Source organism: Elusimicrobium sp., from assembly GCA_015062115.1.
Taxonomy (GTDB): Bacteria; Elusimicrobiota; Elusimicrobia; order Elusimicrobiales; family Elusimicrobiaceae; genus Avelusimicrobium.
This window is the reverse complement of record SUVG01000007.1, coordinates 67,231-90,472: the sequence shown is the minus strand read 5'-3', so window position 1 is coordinate 90,472 and position 23,242 is coordinate 67,231. Positions and strand designations below refer to the sequence as shown.

The 23,242-nt window shown below is 46.3% G+C and carries 19 protein-coding genes and 1 pseudogene; 10 read left to right on the top strand and 10 right to left on the bottom strand.

Features of this window, described 5'->3' with window-relative positions:
* Positions 1-49: 49 nt before the first annotated feature.
* A complete protein-coding gene (lpxK, locus tag E7027_06385) occupies positions 50-1,309 on the bottom strand; it encodes a tetraacyldisaccharide 4'-kinase (GenBank protein MBE6421731.1) in 1,260 nt (419 codons plus the stop codon).
* Between lpxK and E7027_06380 the strand changes: the two genes are divergently transcribed.
* From E7027_06380 to E7027_06355, 6 genes are all read left to right on the top strand, one after another.
* A complete protein-coding gene (locus E7027_06380; protein MBE6421730.1) occupies positions 1,255-2,199 on the top strand; it encodes a hypothetical protein in 945 nt (314 codons plus the stop codon). The genes lpxK and E7027_06380 overlap by 55 nt on opposite strands.
* Positions 2,196-2,753 (top strand): HAD family hydrolase, encoded by a 558-nt coding sequence (locus E7027_06375; GenBank protein ID MBE6421729.1) that lies wholly within the window; start codon positions 2,196-2,198, stop codon positions 2,751-2,753. Before E7027_06380 ends, E7027_06375 begins: the two co-directional genes overlap by 4 nt.
* On the top strand, positions 2,750-3,880 hold the full coding sequence (locus tag E7027_06370; protein ID MBE6421728.1) for a DUF3108 domain-containing protein: 1,131 nt from the start codon (positions 2,750-2,752) through the stop codon (positions 3,878-3,880). The genes E7027_06375 and E7027_06370 overlap by 4 nt, the downstream gene beginning before the upstream one ends.
* A gap of 36 nt (positions 3,881-3,916) precedes the next feature.
* The gene (gene rfaE1, locus E7027_06365) at positions 3,917-4,906 is read left to right on the top strand and encodes a D-glycero-beta-D-manno-heptose-7-phosphate kinase (GenBank protein ID MBE6421727.1); all 990 of its coding nucleotides are present in this window, start codon (positions 3,917-3,919) and stop codon (positions 4,904-4,906) included.
* On the top strand, positions 4,903-5,643 hold the full coding sequence (gene kdsB, locus E7027_06360; GenBank protein MBE6421726.1) for a 3-deoxy-manno-octulosonate cytidylyltransferase: 741 nt from the start codon (positions 4,903-4,905) through the stop codon (positions 5,641-5,643). The genes rfaE1 and kdsB overlap by 4 nt, the downstream gene beginning before the upstream one ends.
* A gap of 72 nt (positions 5,644-5,715) precedes the next feature.
* Positions 5,716-7,305: a CTP synthase gene (locus E7027_06355; GenBank protein MBE6421725.1), complete on the top strand. Its 1,590-nt coding sequence runs from the start codon at positions 5,716-5,718 to the stop codon at positions 7,303-7,305.
* 165 nt (positions 7,306-7,470) lie between these two features.
* Here the strand turns inward: E7027_06355 and E7027_06350 are convergent, their stop codons facing one another.
* Entirely contained in the window at positions 7,471-8,466 is a 996-nt protein-coding gene (locus E7027_06350; protein MBE6421724.1) for a hypothetical protein, read from the bottom strand.
* A 54-nt stretch (positions 8,467-8,520) separates the two neighbouring features.
* Between E7027_06350 and E7027_06345 the strand changes: the two genes are divergently transcribed.
* Complete coding sequence (locus tag E7027_06345) at positions 8,521-9,963, top strand: MATE family efflux transporter (protein ID MBE6421723.1); 1,443 nt, start codon at positions 8,521-8,523, stop codon at positions 9,961-9,963.
* Positions 9,964-10,028: 65 nt separating this feature from the next.
* Here E7027_06345 and E7027_06340 read toward each other — a convergent pair whose 3' ends face one another.
* Together E7027_06340 and E7027_06335 are read right to left on the bottom strand one after the other, a co-directional pair.
* A complete protein-coding gene (locus tag E7027_06340) occupies positions 10,029-11,570 on the bottom strand; it encodes an FAD-binding protein (GenBank protein MBE6421722.1) in 1,542 nt (513 codons plus the stop codon).
* Positions 11,571-12,059: 489 nt separating this feature from the next.
* Entirely contained in the window at positions 12,060-12,563 is a 504-nt protein-coding gene (locus E7027_06335; GenBank protein ID MBE6421721.1) for a prepilin-type N-terminal cleavage/methylation domain-containing protein, read from the bottom strand.
* 135 nt (positions 12,564-12,698) lie between these two features.
* Between E7027_06335 and E7027_06330 the strand changes: the two genes are divergently transcribed.
* Positions 12,699-13,169 (top strand): type II secretion system protein, encoded by a 471-nt coding sequence (locus tag E7027_06330; GenBank protein ID MBE6421720.1) that lies wholly within the window; start codon positions 12,699-12,701, stop codon positions 13,167-13,169.
* A gap of 43 nt (positions 13,170-13,212) precedes the next feature.
* On the opposite strand, the gene E7027_06325 is transcribed toward E7027_06330, so the two are convergent.
* The 3 genes and pseudogenes from E7027_06325 to E7027_06315 all read right to left on the bottom strand — a co-directional run bounded on the left by E7027_06325 (position 13,213) and on the right by E7027_06315 (position 17,185).
* Complete coding sequence (locus E7027_06325; GenBank protein ID MBE6421719.1) at positions 13,213-14,742, bottom strand: DEAD/DEAH box helicase; 1,530 nt, start codon at positions 14,740-14,742, stop codon at positions 13,213-13,215.
* Positions 14,743-14,745: 3 nt separating this feature from the next.
* On the bottom strand, positions 14,746-16,599 hold the full coding sequence (locus tag E7027_06320; protein MBE6421718.1) for an ATP-binding cassette domain-containing protein: 1,854 nt from the start codon (positions 16,597-16,599) through the stop codon (positions 14,746-14,748).
* A 502-nt stretch (positions 16,600-17,101) separates the two neighbouring features.
* Positions 17,102-17,185, bottom strand: a pseudogene (locus tag E7027_06315) (prepilin-type N-terminal cleavage/methylation domain-containing protein).
* A gap of 320 nt (positions 17,186-17,505) precedes the next feature.
* On the opposite strand from E7027_06315, the gene E7027_06310 reads away from it, so the two are divergent.
* Positions 17,506-18,663, top strand: a complete 1,158-nt coding sequence (locus E7027_06310; protein ID MBE6421717.1) for a hypothetical protein — start codon at positions 17,506-17,508, stop codon at positions 18,661-18,663.
* A 102-nt stretch (positions 18,664-18,765) separates the two neighbouring features.
* Here E7027_06310 and typA read toward each other — a convergent pair whose 3' ends face one another.
* The gene (gene typA / locus E7027_06305; GenBank protein MBE6421716.1) at positions 18,766-20,622 is read right to left on the bottom strand and encodes a translational GTPase TypA; all 1,857 of its coding nucleotides are present in this window, start codon (positions 20,620-20,622) and stop codon (positions 18,766-18,768) included.
* A 177-nt stretch (positions 20,623-20,799) separates the two neighbouring features.
* On the opposite strand from typA, the gene E7027_06300 reads away from it, so the two are divergent.
* Complete coding sequence (locus E7027_06300) at positions 20,800-21,435, top strand: hypothetical protein (GenBank protein ID MBE6421715.1); 636 nt, start codon at positions 20,800-20,802, stop codon at positions 21,433-21,435.
* Here the strand turns inward: E7027_06300 and E7027_06295 are convergent.
* Both E7027_06295 and E7027_06290 read right to left on the bottom strand, forming a co-directional pair.
* A complete protein-coding gene (locus E7027_06295) occupies positions 21,428-21,940 on the bottom strand; it encodes a prepilin-type N-terminal cleavage/methylation domain-containing protein (GenBank protein MBE6421714.1) in 513 nt (170 codons plus the stop codon). The genes E7027_06300 and E7027_06295 overlap by 8 nt on opposite strands.
* A gap of 159 nt (positions 21,941-22,099) precedes the next feature.
* Positions 22,100-23,209 carry a GNAT family N-acetyltransferase gene (locus E7027_06290; protein ID MBE6421713.1) on the bottom strand — a complete coding sequence of 370 codons (1,110 nt, stop codon included), beginning with the start codon at positions 23,207-23,209 and terminating at the stop codon, positions 22,100-22,102.
* Positions 23,210-23,242: the final 33 nt, after the last annotated feature.

Here is a 23,242-nt window from a genome sequence, read left to right as displayed (position 1 = left end):
AAGCCCCAACCGTCAGTTGACCGTTGGGGCTTTTGATAAAACACATTGCTTAATGAGCGTTTTTTATCTTGGAAAATTTGGGATAAAGCGTATCCGTGAATTTATTAAATTCCGTTTCGCCGCCCAAAATTTTCAAGTTTACCGATAACACATACACATCTTTTGTTAAAATTTCGCGCCAATTATCGGGGAATTTTACAAAGTCCTTAAAAGTAGTGATAAGGGGAAGGCCGCCGCGCGTTTCTTCAAAAGTGCGCAGGTTTTCTTCGGTATAATGTTGGTGGTCGGCAAAGCGCCATTTTTGTTTCAGTTCCAACCCCAATTTTTCCAAAGTGTTTTCAAAGGTTTCCGGGTGCCCTAACGCGGAAAAACATACCGCCGGGCCTTTAATATCCTTCAAATCAATTTTTTTGGAAGTACAAATGTCAAAGTAGTATTCCGGTTCGTGTACGCTTTCCAAAATTTCCACCAAATCGTTATGTACGCGGATTTCGTCTTTGATGTCTTCCAACTGGCGTTGGGAAACTTGATCGCAATGTGTAAGCACCACCAGGTTAGCGCGTTTAAGGGCCTTCATGGGTTCGCGCAAAATGCCGTATGGCAAGAGGCCTTTGTTTCCAAAAGGATTCTTGGCATCTACGAGTACCACATTGGCATCGCGGTTTAAGCGGTGATGTTGGAAACCGTCATCTAACAAAATAATTTGGCTTTTGAAACGGCGCAAAGCCTCGATAGCGGCCTCGGCCCGATTGGAAGAAATAACAATCGGCACTTTGTACTGGCTCAGCACGCGGCTCATCATAAAGGGTTCATCACCCGCCAAACGCCAATCGGCATCGGGGTTATCAAAAAGCACCACGGGGCCTTCTGTTTTCTGTTGGCGTTTATAACCACGCGAAACGATTGCCACGCGAATCCCTTCTTTGGCCAAAGTGGTAGCCGCTAACAGAACTGCGGTCGTTTTCCCTGTGCCGCCGGCCGTAATATTGCCGATGCACACCACGCGGGAGTTCACGCTTTTTACCGATTTCCAACCGTTTTCGTAAGAAATACGATCTAGCCAAGCCCCCAGACCATACACTTTGGAAGCCCCGAGCAACACACCGCGGCCGATTATGTTTTGTTCCAAATTTTCCTTTAGTTTAAGTAAATCCATTTTTATTCCTCTTTGCCAAAAGGCTTTTAGATATTTTACCATTTCCGCCAACATTTCAAAACCGGGAGCATTTGAGGCAAAATTGCTATAATGAGAATATGAGCAAAGCCCGTTTTCAAAAAACCCCTTTTCATTATTTTCAATACCTCGCATTAAAATTTTTCTGTGTGAGTCTTTCCTTGTTGCCGTACAGTTTCTCCATCTCGGTAAGCCGTCGGTTAACGGGAGCCGTGCGTTTTGTAATGCCCAACCGTTTTAAGCGCACCGTAAAGGATATATCCCTTGCCTTTCCCGAAATGAGTGAAGATAAAGCCCGCCAAACCGCCTTGGAATCTTGGCGGAACATGGGAGCCATTATGGCGGAATTTATCCAACTAAGCCGTATGTCCCCGGAAAACTTCAAAAAACATTGCCGGGTAGAAGGCATGGAAAAAGTTTTGCAAGCCGAAGGGAAAACCGGCGGTATTATCCATATTGGACACTTTACCAACTGGGAAGCCTTCGGTTTGGCGGCGTCCATTTACGGGGCGGACAAAGCCGTGCTGGCCCAACGGGTAGATAACCCGTATGTGGACGAAGAAATCAACCGCTTACGCAATGTTTTCTCGGGCCGAACCTTTTACAGTAACCATGAAGACAAACCCTTCTTTGCTTGTATGCGTTGGTTGAAAAAGAAAAAAATGCTCGGCATTTTATTTGATCAAAACACTATTTCCAGCGAATTGTGGATTCCCTTTATGGGCCGCACGGCGGCTACTTCGCCGATTACGGCCTTACTTTCCATTAAAATGCAAGTGCCGGTGTTCCCCGTTAAAGTATCGCGGGAAAAGGACGGCACGATCTTGTGTACGATTTTAGACCCCGTTATCCCTCCGCAAGAATACAGTGTGGAAAATGTCCGCAAATTTACCAAAACATTGGTGGGTTACTACGAACAATTCCTGCGCGAAGATCCGGCCTCTTGGTTATGGGCACATAACCGTTGGAAACGCGAAGCCGAAGGAAACCGCTATTTGGAACAACACCCGGAGGAACGGATATGAGCGAAAAAATAAAGGCCGTATTTTTTGACAGAGACGGCACGCTTATTCACGAAAAACCCGGCACCTATTTAAGCGACCCCGCCAAAGTGCGCCCGTACAAAAGCGTACGCCCTGCCTTGGCCCTGTTAAAAAAACACGGATATAAGTTCTTTATTGTTTCCAACCAATCCGGCATCGGCAGAGGATATTTTACGGCAGACAAAGTAAACGCTTGCCACCAACGCCTTAAAAAACTGCTTAAACCCGCTGTAATAGAAGAAATTGTTTTTTGTCCGCACGCGCCGGAACAAGCGTGCAACTGCCGAAAACCTCACCCCGAATTGGGGCTTAATTTGATTAAAAAATACAAAATAGATGCCACCCGCTCTTATATGGTCGGAGATAAAAGAGCCGATGTGGAATTTGGGCACAACCTTGGTTTCAAATCGGTGTTAGTTACTACGGCAAACGGAAAAAATCACCTCAAAAAATACCCAAATTTATCTCCCGAAAAAGTAGCCACCAACTTGCTGAACGCGGCGCGTTTTATCGTAAAAGATGCGGAGGAAAAATGAACTGCCGTTTGTTTGTAATCGGTTTATTTTTTGTTTTTGTATGCGCCTGCGCTTCTAAACAACCGCAAGACGCCCTTATCTCCCCCGCCACGCAAGAACAAACCGCACCTATCCAAACACAAACTGCCCCTGTCCAAACTCAACCCGTACCCGCGGAAAAGGAAACAGCATCTCCCGTTTCTTCTGCGGTAAAAGCGCCGGAAACAAAAACAACCGTTTTGCCCGAAGCAGTCCCCCCGAAGGAACAGGAAGTTCCTGAAGTTTCGCCTGCTTCCGCTCCGCAAGAAACCCCCGAAGACTTTGTAAAACAAGCCCGCGCCAATCAAACACTTTCCGCGCCGGCCGAAGATACACCCGTTTTTGAGGACGAAGAACTTATTTCGTTGGAAGGCCGTCTGTTAAGTCCGCTGGCCTACGAACCCGTTTCCGCCACGGCTGAGCAAACAGCCCCTTGGAAAAACGAAGAATTAAAATACGGGCTTTACTATTCTTTTATCAAAGCAGGAACGGCTTACATTAAAAACCGCGGTATTACCGATATTAACGGACGAAAAGCCTATCTGATTCAAACCTCGGCCTTTTCGGCCCCGGTTATCGATGCGGTTTACAAAGTACGAGACATCAATCTTTCTTGGTTGGACGCCCAAAATTTTTACTCCCTCGGTTACGCACAAAGTTTGCGCGAAGGCCGTTACAAACGCGACGAGTGGTTGACCTTCGACTACAACAAAAACACCTACTACGGCGAAGTAAGAAAAAAAGAGGAACCCCGCATCATTTCGGGAGAACTGCCCATCAAAGTGCTGGATATGTTAACCTCGCTTTACTATGTACGCGCACAGAAATTGGAAGTAGGCAAAGACATTGTTTTCGACATCATCAATCGCGAAAAACAATATCCTCTCGTCGTTAAAGTGCTGGGAAAGGAAACCATTAAAACCGATGCGGGAAAATTTGATTGTATTAAGGTAGAACCCATGTTCCGCGGCGAAGGAATTTTTGTCAGCAAAGGAAAAAGCCTACAGGTTTGGCTGACGGACGACGAATACAAAATGCCCATCAAAATGAAAGTGGAAGTTTTTATCGGCAGCGTTTACGCAGAACTACTGGAATACAAGCGCAATTAAAGATATAATGGAAAAATAAACAAAACGGGAGTGTCTATGCAACAAGTAGCAACCAATCGTTTGAAAGAGATTTTGAATAATTTTGAAGGAAAAGAAGTTATCGTCGTAGGCGACATCATGCTCGACCACTTTATTAAAGGTTCTGTCAGCCGCATTTCGCCGGAAGCCCCTGTGCCGGTAGTAGATGTTAAAAAAGAATTTTTTGTAGCCGGCGGCGCGGGAAATGTGGCCGTCAACTTGGCAGCCTTGGGTGCTAAACCCGTCATGATTTCCGTCGTAGGACAAGACTTGGGCGGCGAAATGTTAAAAGGTTTCCTGCGGGAAAAAAATGTAAGCATTTACGGCGTTGCAGAAGACCCGGATCGCCCCACCACGCAAAAAATTCGCGTCATGGCCGACCAGCAACAAATCGTCCGCTTTGACCGCGAGAGCAAAAAAACCATTTCCCCTTCCGTTTCTTCCGTTTGTATGAAAAGTTTTGAACTTGCCATCAAAACGGCAAAGGGGGTTATCCTTTCCGACTACGGCAAAGGTATGCTCAGTGACCATAATATCCAAACTATTATCGAAACCTGCCGCAAGCATAAAATTCCGGTGTGTGTAGACCCGAAAATCGACAATTTCAAAAAATACAAACACATCACTTGTATGACCCCCAACACCAAAGAAGCGTGGGAAGGCGTGGGCGAAAACCCCAAATCCGGCGAAGAAGCCATGGAAGCCTTGGGAAACAAAATTTTGAATATGCTGGAAGCCGAATCTATTTTAATCACCCGCAGTGCCGACGGTATGAGTTTATTCGAAAAAGGCAAAAAAACCCCCTACACGGTGCCCACTGCCGCGCGCGAAGTGTACGATGTTACGGGTGCCGGGGATACGGTTATTTCCGTGCTGACTTTGGCCTTGGCCGCCGGGGCTAACCTGCGGGAAGCCTCTGTGCTTTCCAACTATGCGGCCGGCATTGTGGTAGGTAAATCGGGCACGGCTACGGCCACCCGCACCGAAATTGAAGGAGTATTGCCATGAGTAATGTACTAATTGCGATTCCTGCCCGTTACGGGTCTTCCCGCCTTCCCGGGAAAATGTTAAAAATTTTAGCGGGTAAACCCGTTATTCAACATGTGTACGAAGCCTGCGTAAAGGCCAATGTCGGCGAGGTAATCATCGCAACGGAAAACCAAATTGTGGTGGATGCCGTGGCAAAATTCGGCGCAAAAGCCGTGATAACCAGCGATGCCTGCCAAAGCGGTACCGACCGCATTTACGAAGCCGCGCAAAACCGCCCCGAACAAATCATTATCAATGTACAAGGGGACGAACCGTTCGTGCAACCTTCCACGATTCAAAAAATTGTGGAGTTGTTGCAAAATGACCCGTCTTGCGATATTGCTTCCGCCGTGGCCCCTACGCTTGATGAAAACAAAATCAACGATCCAAACTGCGTAAAAGCCGTGCTGACCAAAGACGGAAGAGCCCTTTATTTTTCGCGCTCCCGCGTGCCTTTCAAACGGGAAATTACCGAAGAAAACAAGAATATTCCCTACTGGCAACATTGCGGTATCTACGGCTACAGACGCGAAGCCTTACAACGCTTTGTATCCCTGCCGGCAAGCAACTTGGAACAGTTGGAAAAACTGGAGCAATTACGCGCGTTGGAAGACGGCATGGTGTTAAAGTGCGTAGTCATCGATTCCGCCGGCCCGGCCATTGACACCGCCGCCGATTTGGCGGCTGCCGAAGAATACTCTTTGAAAAATCGCTAACAGCGAAGGACTCCCGCCCCGGCGGGAGTTCCTCTTTTTGTATCATTTTTAATTTGTAAAGGAGAAATATATATGTCTAAATTCATCATCATTACCGGTGGTGTGGTAAGTTCCTTGGGGAAAGGAATTTCCGGCGCCAGCATCGGTAAATTACTGCAATTAAACGGCCTCAAGGTCAACATGATTAAGTGCGACCCGTACATCAATGTAGACCCCGGCACCATGTCCCCCTACCAACACGGGGAAGTATTTGTAACCACGGACGGAGCCGAAGCCGACTTAGATTTGGGCCACTACGAACGCTTTTTAGATGTCAACATGACCCGCGGCAACACCAACACGGCAGGCAACATTTACCAAACGGTTATCGATAAAGAACGCCGCGGCGAATACTTGGGTGCTACCGTGCAGGTAATTCCGCACATCACCAACGAAATCAAAAAACGCTTTACCGCTTTTGAAAACGATGTAGATGTATCCATTATCGAAATCGGTGGTACGGTGGGTGATATTGAATCGTTACCGTTCTTGGAAGCGGCCCGCCAACTCCGCTTGGAAAAAGGCGCCCAAAATGTTATTTCCGTTCATGTCACACTGATTCCCTACATTGCGGTGGCACAGGAACTGAAAACAAAACCGACCCAACACTCCGTCAATAAATTGCGCGAAGTAGGTATTGAGCCCAGCATGCTCATCTGCCGCACGGAACAACCGATTTCCCAACACTTAAAAGAAAAGATTTCGCTTTTCTGCAGTGTTCCGTCCAAAGCTGTTATTGAGTGCGCGGACGCGAAATCTATTTATCATGTACCGGAAATGTTTTATAAACAAGAAGTGGATAAACAAATTATCAACCTCTTGGGCTTAAAACCCACGCAAGAAGTGGATACCGACTGGTTCAAATATTTTGACGATGCTTTAACCCCCTCTAAAACGGTTAAAATTGCTATCGCAGGGAAATACTCCGAACTGCAAGATGCTTACAAATCTGTCAGCGAAGCCTTGCGCCATGCCGGCATGAACAACGACGCCAAAGTGGAAATTTCCTATGTGAACACCGAAAAAGACAATGTGGTAGAAAAATTGGCCCATGTGGACGGCATTTTGATTCCCGGCGGGTTTGGTAACCGCGGAATTGAGGGTAAAATCGAAACCATTAAATATGCCCGCGAACAGAAAAAACCGTTCTTGGGTATTTGCGTGGGCATGCAGTGTGCGGTAATTGAAGCCGCCCGCAACCTGTGCGGCCTCCACGATGCCAACTCCACCGAGTTCGACCCCACCACCAAAGACCCGATTGTAGATTTGATTCCCCAACAGAAAAATGTGGTTTACAAAGGCGGCACCATGCGCTTGGGCAACTACACCGCGGACTTGAAGGAAGGCTCGTTGGCTGCCCGTTTATACGGCAAAGAACAAATTGTGGAACGCCACCGCCACCGCTACGAAATGAACCCGGCCTACGTAAAACAATTGGCTGATGCGGGGCTTAAAGTTACCGGTTGGCACGAAGGCGCCCTTCCCGAAATTGTGGAAAGGGAAGACCACCCCTACTTTATTGCGGGTCAGTTCCACCCGGAATTCGGCTCCCGTCCGATGAAACCGCACCCGCTTTTCGACGGGCTTATCAAAGCCAGTTTGAAGCAAAAAGAAGGAAAATAAACTTCTTTCGGTTTTGAATCAACCACCTCCGTTTTAGCGGAGGTGGTTTTTTATAAGTAAGAAGGGCGGATACTCAAATAAACCCCTCAAGCATTACTATAAAATTACAGGCAAAAAAATCCCCGGGCATTAAACCCGGGGATTTTATAACTTATACTAAAAACATTACAACCACACAACTTGATCAGCTGTACAGCTTTCTCCTGTATTTTTTAATCCCAATTTTATTATATAACCTTCATAAGTCTGTCCTGTATAACCAGACCACGGACAATAAGCTTGATAAGTACAATCTAACCCCCCATGTTCCATATTCATTTTTACTCCAGGAACAATATGGGAAGGACAGGTTCCTGTTTGAGCGTTCAAACAATTAACATGGCCAAAAGCATCTGTATATCTAAAAGTTTGCTTGGCTTTTTCATAAACAACGCCACACGAAAATTTAGATTCCCCGCCAGAAGGAGGAGTAGAGGAACTGCCAAAGGTGCAATTTGCCAAAGACAACACTTTCACCTTTTTCGGTGTCGTTTCCGCAGTCGTGCGTTCTTCCCATTTTAAGGTGCACGAACTAATAGAAGTCGCTCCTTCCAAAGACGAACTTCCTTTCGGATAGGGAATATCGTTCCCATGTAACCAAAAACCTTTCGTAGTGCCGGCACTATGCAAAGAAATAGAGGAACCACCATCCCCCGCAATTTCCACATCTCCGCCACTTAAGGTATTTGCTCTTTGTAACAAGACGGAATTTCCGTCCATTGTGTTGCTCACCACGGAGTTGCCATCCTTAAAGGTTCCTTCACCGCCTCTCACAAATACATTAGGGATATACGCACTGCTGTCGCCACTAAATACCGTGTTCGGCATATAAATTTCAGAACCGCTGGCTCCGTCCACAGATCGAGGACTAGTCTGCGCAGTGCCCCCGCCGGAAATGGTAAAATACTGGGGAGCAGTAGAGCCTAATTTCATCCTAACGGTTCCACCGCTACTGATGTTAAGGTCGTTTGTTTCCAAACCGCCAACCAAAGTAGCAGAATTTGCCACCTTGAGATATCTATAATCACCCATGCGGGAGGGGTTGAAACTTACCTCGGAAACAATTTCCCCGTGGCAAACAACCGCACTGAACAACAAGAATAAAACTAATAATTTTTTCATATAGTTTGTCCCCTTTTTTAACAGGATACTCCTTTGTATAGTTTACTAGATGAAATGCGAAAAATCAACTCCTTTTTTTCTACTCTTTACCCAGGCAATTTTGGTAGAATATTAAATATGGCAAAAGCAGTAACGATTCAAGAGAAAAATCCGTTTAAATCTAAAACACTCTCCAAACTTCTCATTAAATTTTCCGCACCGGCAATAGCCGGTATGTTTGCAAACGCACTTTACAACATTATCTCCCGCATTTATGTAGGGCAAGATGTGGGGGCCCATGGCCTGGCCGGTATTACCATTTTGTTCCCGTTGGGGTTAGTGTATATGGGCTTTAGTGCGCTTATCGGGGTAGGGGCTAACGCGCTTTTTTCCATACGATTGGGTGAAAAAAAAGAAGATGAAGCACAGCTCATCTTGGGTAATGCTTTTATTTTGCTGGCCATAGTCTCCGCCACCCTGACTATTTTAAGTTACTTGTTTTTAGATCCCATTTTAGGTTTTCTGGGAGCCGATAATGAAGTGCTCCCTTATGCGCGTGATTATGCCCTGGTGGTTCTGCCGGGATATTTTTTATTTGGCATCGGCGTGGGCATGAACAACTTTATCCGCTCCTCGGGCCACCCCAAAACCGCTATGGGCACGCAACTTATCGGTGCGTTTATCAACTTGGTTCTTGGGCCGTTGTTTATCTTTGCATGGGGCTGGGGAATTAAAGGCGCGGCCGCCGCTACGGTGGTGGGGCAGGTAATTTCCTTTTTATGGGTAATTTTGTTTTTTACCGGAAAGCGTAGTTTTTACCGCTTAAAACCCCAATACTTCCGCCTGAAAAAATACATTGCATTGGACAGTATGGCTATCGGTTTTTCCCAATTTGCGTTTCAATTGGCTTCCAGCACGCTCAATGTTATTTTGAACCACTCTTTGCTAAAATACGGCGGCAACATTGCTATTTCCGCTATGGGAATTGCCGTCAGCGTAAACACCATTGTGCTGATGCCGTTAATCGGCCTTTCCCAAGGGGCACAACCCCTTATCGGCTACAACCACGGAGCGCGGAAATACTCCACTTCTATCCAAACTTTAAAAATGGCTATTCGTTGGGGTGTATTTATTACCACTGCGGGCTTTCTGCTCATTGAAACTTTTGCCTACCCCATTGCGGCTGTTTTCAGCGCGGACGATACTGCCCTTACGGAACTTGCCGCCCGCGTAGTACGTATTTTGAACATTATGCTGCCGATTATCCCCCTGCAAGTGCTGACAACCAGTTTCTTCCAGGCTATCAATAAACCGCTAAAAGCCGCCTTTTTAAGTCTTTCGCGCCAAGTACTGCTGATTATCCCGCTAGTGATTATTTTGCCGCTCTTTTGGGGTTTGGACGGCGTATTTTACGCACCTGTATTTGCAGACACTATTTCCACCGTATTGGCATTGTATCTGTTAAAGCGGTTTTTCGGTAAACACGGACAACGCTTCTTCTTTGCAAAGAAAAAATAATCGTTTTCCCCAACAAAAAACCGGCCCCTTTCCGGAGGCCGGTTTTTTATGTATTAAAACCTTTACTACTTGATGAAATGACACCCGATACTTCGCTTATTGCGTAAAGCGGCGTAGGTAATCATCAAGGCCGTTTTGGTTCCGTTGCGTAAATCTAAAAGTTCTTGGCAAAGGGCGGTTCCTTTATAAAAGGCATCAATTTCGTTTTGCAGATGACGCAAAATTTTTTCCGCACGCACCAAGTGTTTTTCGCTGCGAATCAAGCCTACATAGTTCCACATCGTACTGCGAAGGGTGGCCAAATCTTGCTTGATAAGGTTGATGTCCGGCTTTTCTTCGGGAACAACCCACTCTTTGGGTTGAGGGATATGGAAAGTTTGCGCGGCAATATCTTTGGCGTCCTCTTCGGCACACAAATAGCCCATGCCCACGGCTTCCAACAAAGAAGTGCTGGCCAAACGGTTCGCGCCATGGTAGCCCGTGCAGGCCGTTTCCCCAATGGCATTGAGGTGCAAGATATTCGTTCTCCCTTCCGGCGTAGCATAAATACCGCCGCAGAAATAGTGGGCGGCAGGCACTACGGGAACAGGTGTTTGGGTCATATCAAAACCTTCTTGCAGACATTTTTGATAAATAGCGGGGAAGCGTTCTTTGGTTTCTTCGGCCGGTTTGTGTGAAATATCCAAATAGGCACAATCGTGCGAAGTTTCCAAACGCTCTTCTTCTATCGCGCGGGAAACCACATCGCGCGGGGCCAAATCTTTAAGCGGATGGTACTTCTCCATAAAGGCTTCGCCTTTTACATTACGCAAAATGGCCCCTTCTCCGCGTAAAGCCTCGGACAACAGAAAATTCTTCCCTTTTGCAAACACCGTGGGGTGGAATTGCACAAACTCCATGTTCATCACGCGCGCACCTACACGGTAAGCCATGGCAATTCCGTGGCCGTAGGCATGTTCGGAATTGGTCGTGTGGCGGTAAATCTGCCCCACACCGCCTGTAGCCAAAACCGTCTTTTTGGCACAAACGGCAAACACTTCGCCCGTTTTGTTATCCAACACATAGGCACCGAAAGCGGTAAGCGGGTGGTAGCGGTCTTTCAAATCTAAAGAACTGTGGGAAAGCGTTAACAAATCGATAGCAGAAGCATTTTCCATTACCGTAATAAACGGGTTTTGACGGACAGCTTCCTGCAAGACAGAAAGCATCGCATGCCCGGTAGTGTCTTTGGCATACAAAATACGATTTTTGCGGTGGGCCCCTTCACGCGTAAAGCGAAGAGAGTTGTGTTCGTCCCTGTCAAAAGGAACCGATAAATCTTTTAAGAAGATTTCCTCCACCGCTTGGCAACCGGCTTTGCTTAAAGAACGCACGGCCTTTTCATTACAAAGGTCGGCCGTAGCCAAACGGACATCTTCCAATAAATCTTCCAAATTCAGGTTGGGCTCGTAAACAATCCCCCCCTGCGCCAGGTCACTATTGGTTTGGGGCATTTCCCCACAACACAAAAGTAAGGTCTTTAACCCCTTTTTAGCAGCTTGGTGCGCATAAACACAGCCGGCGATTCCAGCGCCGACCACCAAACAATCGGTATGTAATACTTTCATACTTATATTATATAAAAGGGATAAGACAAAAAGCAGGAGAAAAAGATAAAAAAAACTTGCTTATCCCATTTATATTTGTTATTATATAAACCCAATTTTTACAAGCACATTAAAAAATTGTATAATATTAGAGCAAGATAAGAAGTGTCTCCTTATCTGAGTTTTACAAAAAAGGAGAAAAATATGTCGAAAATGTTGGAAAAAATCGCTGAAGCGCTTATCATCTTAGGTGAAAATATCAGCGGTGCCAATTATATGATTGGTCGCGACTAAGCGCCAAATACCGGGCAAGAGGCTCGGTTTGCAAGCAGTTTGAAGCCGGTTTAGACAATCACCGGCGGACAGGGGAAGAAAATCTTCCACCTGTCTAAAACGGCAAAAAGACACTCCGTAAAGCACAAGCTTTATGGTTTTTTTATTTTATACTCCCTTTTTATCCATAAAAAAACCGCCCTTCCAAAAGGAAGAGCGGAAAGAAAAAAGCATTTCTTATTTGGTACACTGGTTGCTGCTGCAAGAAGTATAACCCATGGTTACGCACAAATCTTGCCCGGCAGAGTTGCTGAAAGTACATTCCGTGCTTCTTCTCATGTTAGAGCCGAAGGTTTCCGGATAGACCACAATGGCATAGTTCCCGGCCGTACTGCCTTTCATGCGTTGGGCTTTGGTGTAACCATCATAAAGCGTAATTTCAAAGTATTTGGTTTTAGTGCAATAACTGCTGGAAGTTGTGCAAGCACGGGAATTTTCCAATCCGACATCCAACTTGGCTAAAGTCGGGCGGGAGGTAGCCGTATTAGAGCCGCTGAGGAGCGCATGGTCGTTGTAATAGCGTTCAGCCGCTTGCATAATGGTGCTGGCGGCCACCAATCCTTCGCTAAAATGGCTGCGTTCCACTGATTTCTTAAAAGAACCTAAGCCTACCGTGGCCAAAATAGCCAAAATAACCACAACCGCCATTAGTTCGGAAAGTGTAAACCCGTGATTTTTCATTTTTAGATGTTGAAACATAAAAAACCTCTCAAAAAAGTAGATACCTTTATTATAGCCTTTTTTCACGCGCTTGCAAGGAAAAGATATTGAAAAAACCTTCCAAAACCGATATACTAAACGGAAAGGAGAAGATTTATGAGAAAAAAACTTTATCGTTCCGGGTTCACCCTTGTTGAACTTTTAGCCGTCGTTCTTATGATTGGTATTTTAACTTCTATTGCCTTGCCGCAATACCGCCGCTCTGTACAACGCGCGGAAGCCATGGAAGCCATGGTCAATTTACGCTCGTTATTTGATGCCGCGCGCCGTTACCGCGCCGCCAACGATGCGGCCCCCACTTCCTTAAAAGGGTTGGATGTTACCTTTTTCGATGCGGCGGAAATTTCTGGTGGATTTGAATTAGGTAAGTTCCGCTATCATTTTTTTGATGATTATATCGAAGTTTCCCCGCTGGACGGAGGATACGGCCTTTTGATGTTCTACAATCACCCCACTTACGGAAAAGATACACTTCTGTGCGGAGGCGATACAACCGGTAAATATGCAGAAATTTGCGACCGCTTGGGCGGAGATTCTGTCGGCGGTGGTATGTATCTTATCAAATAAACTGTTTCTATACAAAAAGGCCGTTCGTAAAGAACGGCCTTTTTTATTTTCTTTTTTTACGCTTGAAAAATTTGGAGGGAGCCCCCTTTTTGTGCTTGTGGGCGGAAAAACCTTTATCCGTCCGTCGGAAATTTTTTTGTAATTTCTTTTTACTGGCTCCTACTTTTACTGTACGAAAAGGGTTTGGCTCCTCTTGCGGTTTTTCCTCTAAAATAGACTCGGTTTGAACAGCCTTGCGGAAAGTTTTTACTTTGCGAAGAGGCGTTTTTTCCTGCGCTTGGGGAACAGGTTTTTTCTTTAGTTCCTCGCCTTGCGGCAAATACACTTCCCCTTCGGCTAACAATTTTTTTGCCAGTTCCGTAGCCTTGGAAGGTTTTTCCGCACGCACCGGGCGTTGTTTTTTGCGGTTACGGGCATGGGCAGAACCTTCTTCCTGTGCCACAAATTTAGGTTCAGGTAGCGGTTCAATCGTTTTTTGAACAGTCTTAACCGGAATAGAAAATTTGGTTACCTTGCAAATATCCTGCCACTTATCGCCGTCGTCTGCGATAAAGGAAATGGCACTTCCCACAGCGCCGGCACGGCCCGTACGACCGATACGGTGGATATAATCTTCCGGGCATTGGGGCAAATCGTAGTTAATTACATGGGCAATGTGCGGCACATCGATACCGCGGGCGGCCACATCGGTAGCCACCAGAATCCGTACCGTTTGGTTTTTGAAAAACTCTAGCACTTGCCTACGGCGGTTTTGCCGTAAATCACCATGCAAGGCATTACATTTTTGACCGTAGAGTTTCAGTTGTTTGGCCAGGCGTTCCGCCCCGTGCTTGGTGCGTGTAAAAATCAACACAGAGCCTTGGCGGGAATTTAATTCGTGCAGTAATTGGGGTAATTTTTCGCGTATGGTTACTTCTACCACTTCCTGCAACACCAAATCGGCAGGCGAAACGACCGAACCGATTTGCACCCGTACGGGGTTTTTCAAAAATTCCTCCGCTAAGGAAACGATTTCCTTAGGCATTGTGGCCGAAAAAAGAAAAGTTTGGCGCGGAGCAGGCAACGCCGCCACGACGCGGCGCATATCGTCAATAAAGCCCATATCAAGCATTCTGTCGGTTTCGTCCAACACCAAGTAATGCGTGTTTTTTAAGATGATACTTTTGCGTTGCATGTGGTCAATCACGCGGCCGGGGGTAGCCACAATCACACGCGGTTTGGAGCGCAAGTCCGCAAATTGTTTATGGATATTATCCCCCCCGATAATCAGCACGGTTTTTAAGGGGTTTTCATCATCGGTCAGTTTTTTAAGTTCCTCGTAAGTTTGCTGTGCCAGTTCCCGAGTAGGCGACAAAATAAGTGCATTTTCTTGCGGATTTTCCTGCAAATGTACCACAAGCGGTAAAAGAAAAGCCAGCGTTTTCCCCGTGCCGGTTTGGGCAGTGGCTAAAACATCTTTGCCTTCCAGTGCGGGGCCGATGGCTTTTTGCTGGACGGGAGTAGGCGTTGTGATGCCTTGCGCGGTAAGGGCCTGTTGCAAAAATTCGGGTAAAGATAAAAAAATGTTCTTCATCGGTTATTCTGCTCCGTTTAGGGCGGCCTCGTATTCTTCGTTTAGGCGCAACCACTCTTCTTCCGCGTCTTTTAACTGACTGTTTAGAAGCGCCAGTTCAATACTGCTGTCTGCCGAATAAGCCGCCACCAGTTGTTCTTCCAAGGCGGTTTTACGGGCAGTTAATTTTTCTATTTTTTCGTCTAACGCGCGAATTTCTTTTTTCAATGGGGCTACCCGTACGCGGCGTTCGGCGGCGGCTTTACGCTGGGCTTCTTTGGAAGTCATCTTGTCGCTAGCCAAATCGTTACGGTCGTTATTTTTTAAGAGTTGCGCTTTATAGTCGTCCAAATCGCCGGTAAAAGTTTGGCAGGTTCCGCGGCGCACCAACCACAAAGTATCACAGGTCAGTTCTATTACGTGCAAATCGTGCGTAATGAGGATAACCGCTCCTTCGTAATTATTTAAGGCTTCCAACAAGGCTTGACGAGATTGAATATCCAAGTGGTTGGTGGGCTCGTCCAAAATCAGTAAATGGGGCGCATCTTTAGTGATAAGTGCCAATAGCAGGCGGGACTTTTCCCCCCCCGAAAGTTTGCCGATTTCCGTGTCGGACTTGGCTTTATTGAGCCCAAAGGCCCCCAGTTGCGCGCGCACCTGCGTTTCCGTGGCCAAAGGCATGGCGGCGGAAAGTTGCTGGTAAGGGGTTTTTTCGACATCTAATTCTTCCGTTTGATGCTGGGAGAAATAGGCAATTTTCATTTTTTTGGCTAAGGTCATTTTTCCGCCCATTAACAACAAACGGTGCGACAAAATTTTAGCCAAGGTAGATTTGCCGTTTCCGTTGGCACCCAGTAAAGCAATGCGGTCGTCCGGCTCGATACGAAGGTTTAAGTTTTCCAACACGGGTTTTTCGTCATATCCGGCAATACCGCCTTCTATGGTAACCAAAGAATTTTGGAGTCTTTCGGGTGAAGGGAACTGAAAGTGGGCTTCCGGGTCTTTGGGAATTTGGGGTGCGCTGCCTAATTTTTCAATCATTTTAATACGGCTTTGCGCCTGTTTGGCTTTGGTGGCTTTGTAGCGGAAACGATCCACGAACGACTGCAAATGTGCCACCACCCGTTCATGTTTGGCGGCGGCCAAACGGGCCCCTTCTATGGCGGCGGCGCGGGTGCGTTCGTAGGTATCGTAATTGCCGTTGTAAAGTTTTAATTGGGCCTCTTCCACATGGATAATTTTATCGCATAAACGGTTTAGGATATGGCGGTCGTGGCTGATGATAAAAATAGTTTTGTCCAGGCGTACTAAGTAGTTTTCCAACCACATGGCGGTTTCCAAATCTAAGTGGTTGGTAGGCTCGTCCAATAACAAACAGTTGGACGGGGCATACAAGGTGGCCGCCAGATTGGCACGAACTTGCCACCCGCCGGAAAATTCTTTTAAGGGGCGTTTGAAATCTTCGTTCACAAACCCAAGCCCGCTTAAAATAGCACTGGCACGGGCTTCTGCGCTATGAGCCCCCAAAAATTCCAATTTATCAAAAACTTCGGCCATGCGCTCACCGGAAATTGAAGGGTTTTCCAACTCTTTATTTAGCGCGGTTAATTCTTTATTGGCAGCAAGGACATAATCTAAAAGCGGTACGGACGGGTCGGCAATTTCCTGCGCGACGGAAGCAATCTGCGTGCCGCGCGAAACATCTATTTTTCCGCCGTCGGGGGAGAACTTCCCTTCAATCAGTTTGAATAAAGTAGATTTTCCGCACCCGTTCGGGCCCACAAGCCCCACCTTTTGCCCGTCTTGAATCATGACGGATGTGTCTTCAAACAAAGTGCGTAAACCGAAATGGAAGGAAAGGTCTTTAATATCTATCATAGATAACTATATTTTACTAAATATAGAGACCCTCCGCGGGAGCAGTTTTGCGTAAAAAACCCCCGCTTTTTTGCGGGGGTTTTATTACTATTGAATTTATCATTTACAGCTAGAATTAAGGCCATGTCTTTCTAACTACATAATATGTATTCGCCCCAAGGATACTTCCCACTTCCCCCGGTTCTGCATACTCCGCACAAATTTTTTTCGCGGTTTCCCCCCCGGCAGAAGTGGCAATACAATTAACTTGAATCTGTTGGGGACGGTTGTTATAATGGTACAAACGGACTTCCCAAAGAACTTTGTTTATTCCATCCGATTTGAACTGACAGTATCCCCCCTGTCCTTCTCCAAAACAATTCCAATCTCCCACATCTATACTCAAAGATTCTAAATCTGTTGTATAGTTTCCGGTGGCTAAGTAATGCTCTATTTGTGCCAATTCCATGGCTTTTACACGCGCCAAACCTGTTGCCGCGCGAGATTTCATAACAGATTTTTCATATTGCGGAAGTGCCACGGCAGACAAGATACCAATGATTAACACCACGACCAAAAGTTCTATCAAAGTAAAACCCTTTTTCATACAAAACCTCTTATAAATAAGTTTTCGGCAAGCAAACAACATTTTAATTCTTTCTGCCTGCCGATTAGGTACATTGTAAGAAAAAAAAACGGGTCAAGCCTTGGGCGAGAAACCCCTTCTTTTACGACCCCAAAAAAACAAAAAAGTAGTCGCCCCGAGGCGCGTTTTATAAACCGGGTAAAAGCGGGTTTAACAGCACAACAAAACAAATTTATTTTCTACGACGGTAAATTTCAAAAACTAAATCAGCAGTTTTTCCGTTCCCCCTCTGTAAATTTGACATCTCGCCAAATTTGTTAAAATATCCAAAAGGAACCCCTATGAACCGCAATATTTTATCCCTGGATTTTTACGGAAACGAAATAACCGCCGTGTTAGCCGCACAGGACGAGGAAACCAATACCCTCCGCCTGCGCCATGCGTTGCGCCGACCCGTAAAAGCCTTTTCCGGGGCTCTGGTGCGGGATATGGTTTCCGCCCAAGAAGAACTTACCTCTATTTTTACCGAAATTGCCGAGTATGTATCCGAAAGCCCGGCATTGGTGGTAGGGGTTCGGGGCAATTTTCTATCCTTCAAACACACAAGCGGTTTTAAGTCTATCGAATCGCGCAACCGCATGATCACCCAAGCCGAAATTGATGCCGCCATACGCAATTCCGTTCCCGTTACTTTAAGTGACACTTTGGAAGTGGTGGATATTTTGCCTCTCTCTTATACGATTGACGGAAATGTAGGTATTACCAACCCAAAAGGCATGTCGGGGTTTACCTTGGAAGCGGAAACCTTTATTTCTTATGCGCTTGTTACCCATTTGAACAATCTAAATAATGTGCTGACCCAAAGCGGCTGCAATGCCTATCAACTGATGCCTACCTGTGTGGCCTTGGGCGAAACAATCTTAAAGGCGGAAGAAAAGCAAGCCGGTGTATTACTGCTGGACTTGGGAGAGGCCGCCACTTCGGCCTTGATGTATCACAAAGGAGCCTTGGTGGACGCGTGGGAACTGCCTATCGGCCGCCATACCCTGCATGAAGCCGTGGCGGAACTGTTACAAAACGATTTGGAAACAACAAAAGAAATCCTGCAAGATTATGAACCCGGCTCGGACGAAATTATGGACGAAGTATTGGAAGATGCCGGCATCAAACTGCTTGAGAAACTGAAAAAAGAATTGGTGCAATCTTCTCTTTCGTACTTACGTACGCCGGCTTCCCAACTGGTGCTATGCGGCGCGGTGGCAGATAAAAATTTGCTGAAATTATGTAAAAAAGTGTTGGGAACCCGCAAAACACGCTTGGGAATTTTTGAAGATTTAATCGATGATTGTAACGCCACCCACCCAGCCTATGCGGGGGCGCTCTCGCTCCTTACCCATGCCTTGGAACGCGAAAACAACGAACAAGGCGTATCCCAAACCAAAGAACCCGGCTTGTTGGACGGACTTTTAAGCAAACTGGGGCTTGGGCAACTTTTCTAAAATTACAAAGAGAAAACAAAAACGGACGTATTTTTTATCCGTCCGTTTTTTATGGAATACTTAAAAAGGGACTTGGTTTTACAAGCCCCTTTTTATCAATCGTCAGGCGGCCGCAGCGGCTTCTTCTTCCGCAATTTCGGCGGCCTTTTCGGTGCGCTTTCTAAGCAAGTGCGACAAGATTTTTTTGCGCAAGCGAATAGAACTCGGCGTAATTTCGGCCAGTTCGTCCGGCGCGATGTATTCCACCGCTTGTTCCAAACTCATTTGGCGCGGAGGAGTGAGCACATAAGATTCGTCGCTGGCTTTACTGCGCATATTGCTTAAGTGTTTGGCTTTGCACGGGTTGACTACCAAATCGTTGGAGCGGGAGTTCTGCCCCACAATCTGGCCCGCATATACTTTTACCCCGGGGCCCAAGAAAAGTTCGCCGTTGTCTTCAAGAGCAAAAAGCGCGTAGGGCGTGGTTTCGCCGTCTTCTTTGGCGATTAACACCCCGTTGCGGCGCAAATCCGGCAGGTTTACTTTAGGATAGTACCCGTGGAAACTGTGGTGCATAATACCCGTACCGCGGGTGTTGGTTAAAAATTCGTTTTTGAAACCGATTAACGCACGGGAAGGAATCAGGTATTCCAAACGCAGGCGGTCTTCCCCTTCCGCTACCATGTTTTCCAGTTTGGCCGCGCGCGTACCCAAGAGCGTAAACACCGCCCCTTGAAATTCGCTTTTAACATCTAAAATCAGGTATTCCATCGGTTCCAAAATTTGGCCGTTTTCTTCCTTGTAAATTACTTCGGGAGAAGATACCGCAAGTTCAAAACCTTCGCGGCGCATATTTTCAATCAGCACCGTCAAATGCAGTTCCCCGCGGCCGAAGACCTTAAATTTACCTTCGCCTTCCAACTGTTCCACTTTCAACCCCACATTGGTTTGGGCTTCTTTTTCAAGGCGGTTTTTGAGGTGGCGGCTGGTAACAAATTTACCCTCTTTTCCGGAAAACGGACTGTCGTTTACCATAAAGTCCATGGACATGGTGGGAGCATCAATCGTAAGCGGAGGCAAGGGCTTTAAGGCATCGGGGCGGCAAATGGTATCGCCCACATCTACCCCTTCCAAGCCGGCAATGGAAACAATATCCCCCGCTTGGGCATCTTCCACTTCCACTTTGCCAAGGCCCAAGTAGCGTTCTATTTTGGCGGCTTTGGCCTGAGATACGCTGCCGTCGTGATGAATAAGCGCAACGGGTTGGCCTTTTTTGATGCTACCTGCCAAAATACGCCCGATACCCACATGGCCCAAGAAGTTGTTGTAATCAAGCATGGTTACTTGCATTTGCAAGGGCTCGTCCAAACGGGCTTCCGGCGCAGGGACATGACTTAAAATCGTATCCAAAATGGGGGCAATATCGGCACCTTGTTCTTCCATTTTCAAACTGGCCCAACCGGCACGACCGGAAGCGTAAATAATCGGGAAGTCCAATTGTTCGTCCGTAGCACCCAATTCCATAAAGAGGTTGAACACTTCGTCCACCACTTCGCTGGGGCGGACATGGTCGCGATCCATTTTGTTAATAACCACGATGGGGCGCAAGCCGAGGGCCAAGGCTTTGCGAAGTACAAAGCGGGTTTGCGGCATGGGGCCTTCCACGGCATCTACCATCAAAATAGCGCCGTCCACCATACGAAGAACGCGTTCTACCTCACTGCCGAAATCGGCGTGACCGGGAGTGTCAACAATGTTAATGGTGTGGTCTTTGTAGCCGATAGAAGTACATTTGGCTAAAATCGTAATACCGCGTTCGCGTTCCAAGGGGTTGGAATCTAACACAGTGTCTTGGGCTTGGTCTTCTTTTACTTTGAATTCTCCGGCAAATTTAAGCAGGGAGTCCACCACAGTGGTTTTACCGTGGTCTACGTGGGCAATAATGGCCACATTGCGTACATCTTGGCGGGTGTTATTCATACTAAGTTAATTTCTTCCTAATTAATTTCCACAAAAATACCCGCAAGTGCGGGAGTCGGCGGGCGCATAAGCACCCCGCAATAAAAAATTCGTAGATAGTATATTTTACTATTTTTTGAGCATATTAACTATAGAAACCCCTTTTTTCTTACGCTTAAAATTGGCTATAATACCCTTATGCAACGATTATTGGAAATGCTACTGGCGCTTGCCATCTTGTATGCGGTCTATGCGCTGGGCATGAAAAAATGGAATTATACCTCTCAAGCCGACCGGGAAAAACGAAAGACTGAACTTAAAAAATTAGGTCTTTCCAACACCTTTTATTTTATTCACGAATACACTTTCTTGGTGCTGAACCTGGCCAGTGGCGGGTTGTTTTCTTTTTATTGGATTTATAAACAATGGCAAGCCGTCCTGCAAGGGTTTAAGCGTTTGGAAGGCGGCCCGCTGAAACACGGGGCGTTCGTACGAACTTTAGGCGGAGGATTTACCTTTTTTACTTTAGCCGCGCTTATCAACCGCACCTGCGAATATATGCGTAAAAAAACAGCCTGGCCGGCCGGCCTGTGGGGAACCCTGTGGCTGGGCGGACTGATGCTCGTATTCTGCCCCTTTGGAACCTTCTACCGTTTAACGGGGTATGCCCTGTTCTGCCTGGCACCGGTGGTATATCAAAAACGCTTGAACGCCCTACCGAACGAGCAGATTTCCCCTACCCCCAAAATGACGGAAATTATCGCTAGCGTAATGGGACTGCTTGTTGCGCTTTGTGTGGCAGTAGGGGTGAGGGTGTTCTTCTTTGCTAAGTAAGAGAACAACGCGTCGTTTGACCGGAGCAATTACTGTCCGGCAACAGATAGAATCTTCTTCCGTAAGTTTGGCGTAGCAAGGTGCCGGAAAGCCCCTTGCAAAACTCATCTCCTACACAAATAACACAACCACATTTACTAAATGCTTTTCCATGATGAACATACAAAAGGCCTTGGCCTTTGTAGGTGCCGCTTTTCCATAGCGCATAACTAAGATGAACACTGTAGTCATCATTGGAAAGTTCAAAGTAAACATTTTCCGGTGCAATATCTCCGGCAGAATTGGTATTGTAGGGAAGCGATAGTTGGGTAATGGCCGTAGCACGAACCCCATTTTCTAAAAAATAAATTCTCTCTGTATCCACAAACGATTTTAGAGCCGTTTGTAACTGAACAGATTTAGAGCGTAACACGGCTTTATTATACTGTGGTAAAGCCACCGCGGATAATATACCGATGATTAAAACCACTACTAAAAGTTCTATCAAAGTAAAACCTTTCTTCATGCAAAACCTCTCTTAACCCATTTTACGGCAAGTAAACAACATACTATTTTTATCAGCCTGCCGCTTAGGGGTATTGTACGAAAAAAAAAAAATAGATCAAGGCTCTAACAAAAAAACCTTACCTAAAATTAGGTAAGGTTTTTTTGTTAGCAAAAGTAATTACAATTCCTTTTGATAAACGCGGTAGCGTTTGGAAGGGTGACAACCGCTTTCCATAATGCCGCGAATGATGCCTTCGTTATCTTCCAACACCCAGGATAGTTCGGCCTCGTTCCATACGGCTACCCCATGATCTACAATGTGTTTGATAAGCACCAAATCTATTCCGCGTTTGCGAAACTCCGGTGAAACCCCCAACATAATCAGGCGGGCATCTTTAATCTTGCGCCAAGCCCATAAGGCTTTTAATATCCGCCAAGGATTAGCCAAACTTCCGCGAAGTTCTTTCAAAGCATGGTTCATATTGGGAATAGCGATATAAAACCCGGCCGGTACGCCGTCCACTTCCAACACGCAAGTACCTTCCGGCTTTACTACCAGTTTTAACTCGTTTACCACATCGGCCATACCTTGTTTATCAAGCGGAACAAAGCCCCAGTTTTCCGCCCAGGCTTTATTGTAAATATCGCGGATAATTTCGGCTTCCTGTTCCAAATTTTTCAAGTTTAAGCGGCGAAGGGTAATGCCTTTTGCGCGTTCACAACGGGAACAAACCTTCAAAAACCGTTCGGAAAATTTATCCTCTTTTGTGCGGTGGAAGGCAAGCAAATCTTTTACTTTGCTAAAACCCGCCTTTTCAATCAACTCCATATAGTAAGGAAAATTGTAAGGCATCATAATAGCGGGCATGGAATCAAAACTATCCGTCAGTAACCCATACACATGGTTGCTGGACGGATTAGCCGGGCCGCGTACGGCAGATACACCTTTGGCACGCAACCAATCTTCGGCTTTGGCAAAGAGCGCGGCTGAAACTTTTTCGTCATTGATACAATCAAAAAAACCGAAAAAGCCGATATTTTCTTTTTGGTATTCATTATGGGCCTGGTTCACCAAGGCCATAATGCGGCCGACGGGTTTGCCGTTTTGACAGGCTATAAAAAGGGCTCTTTCGGCATGATGCCAAAAAGCATTATCCTGCCGCAAAAGTTTAACCGTATCCGCTTTCAATTCCCCCACCCAATAGGGGTTGTCCTTATACAGTTCAAACGGAAAATCTACAAACTCTTTTAATTCGTTATCAGTAATCAACCGAACTTGCACACTCATATTTCCCCCTCAAAAAATAAAGCCCCGCCGTCA

What these genes read in the sequence shown, in the direction of transcription:
- E7027_06380 (MBE6421730.1), top strand. Translation starts at nt 1,255, where the DNA reads ATGAGCAAAGCCCGTTTTCAAAAAACCCCTTTTCATTATTTTCAATAC.
- lpxK (MBE6421731.1), bottom strand. Translation starts at nt 1,309, where the DNA reads ATGCGAGGTATTGAAAATAATGAAAAGGGGTTTTTTGAAAACGGGCTT.
- E7027_06375 (MBE6421729.1), top strand. Translation starts at nt 2,196, where the DNA reads ATGAGCGAAAAAATAAAGGCCGTATTTTTTGACAGAGACGGCACGCTT.
- E7027_06370 (MBE6421728.1), top strand. Translation starts at nt 2,750, where the DNA reads ATGAACTGCCGTTTGTTTGTAATCGGTTTATTTTTTGTTTTTGTATGC.
- rfaE1 (MBE6421727.1), top strand. Translation starts at nt 3,917, where the DNA reads ATGCAACAAGTAGCAACCAATCGTTTGAAAGAGATTTTGAATAATTTT.
- kdsB (MBE6421726.1), top strand. Translation starts at nt 4,903, where the DNA reads ATGAGTAATGTACTAATTGCGATTCCTGCCCGTTACGGGTCTTCCCGC.
- E7027_06355 (MBE6421725.1), top strand. Translation starts at nt 5,716, where the DNA reads ATGTCTAAATTCATCATCATTACCGGTGGTGTGGTAAGTTCCTTGGGG.
- E7027_06350 (MBE6421724.1), bottom strand. Translation starts at nt 8,466, where the DNA reads ATGAAAAAATTATTAGTTTTATTCTTGTTGTTCAGTGCGGTTGTTTGC.
- E7027_06345 (MBE6421723.1), top strand. Translation starts at nt 8,521, where the DNA reads ATGCGAAAAATCAACTCCTTTTTTTCTACTCTTTACCCAGGCAATTTT.
- E7027_06340 (MBE6421722.1), bottom strand. Translation starts at nt 11,570, where the DNA reads ATGAAAGTATTACATACCGATTGTTTGGTGGTCGGCGCTGGAATCGCC.
- E7027_06335 (MBE6421721.1), bottom strand. Translation starts at nt 12,563, where the DNA reads ATGAAAAATCACGGGTTTACACTTTCCGAACTAATGGCGGTTGTGGTT.
- E7027_06330 (MBE6421720.1), top strand. Translation starts at nt 12,699, where the DNA reads ATGAGAAAAAAACTTTATCGTTCCGGGTTCACCCTTGTTGAACTTTTA.
- E7027_06325 (MBE6421719.1), bottom strand. Translation starts at nt 14,742, where the DNA reads ATGAAGAACATTTTTTTATCTTTACCCGAATTTTTGCAACAGGCCCTT.
- E7027_06320 (MBE6421718.1), bottom strand. Translation starts at nt 16,599, where the DNA reads ATGATAGATATTAAAGACCTTTCCTTCCATTTCGGTTTACGCACTTTG.
- E7027_06310 (MBE6421717.1), top strand. Translation starts at nt 17,506, where the DNA reads ATGAACCGCAATATTTTATCCCTGGATTTTTACGGAAACGAAATAACC.
- typA (MBE6421716.1), bottom strand. Translation starts at nt 20,622, where the DNA reads ATGAATAACACCCGCCAAGATGTACGCAATGTGGCCATTATTGCCCAC.
- E7027_06300 (MBE6421715.1), top strand. Translation starts at nt 20,800, where the DNA reads ATGCAACGATTATTGGAAATGCTACTGGCGCTTGCCATCTTGTATGCG.
- E7027_06295 (MBE6421714.1), bottom strand. Translation starts at nt 21,940, where the DNA reads ATGAAGAAAGGTTTTACTTTGATAGAACTTTTAGTAGTGGTTTTAATC.
- E7027_06290 (MBE6421713.1), bottom strand. Translation starts at nt 23,209, where the DNA reads ATGAGTGTGCAAGTTCGGTTGATTACTGATAACGAATTAAAAGAGTTT.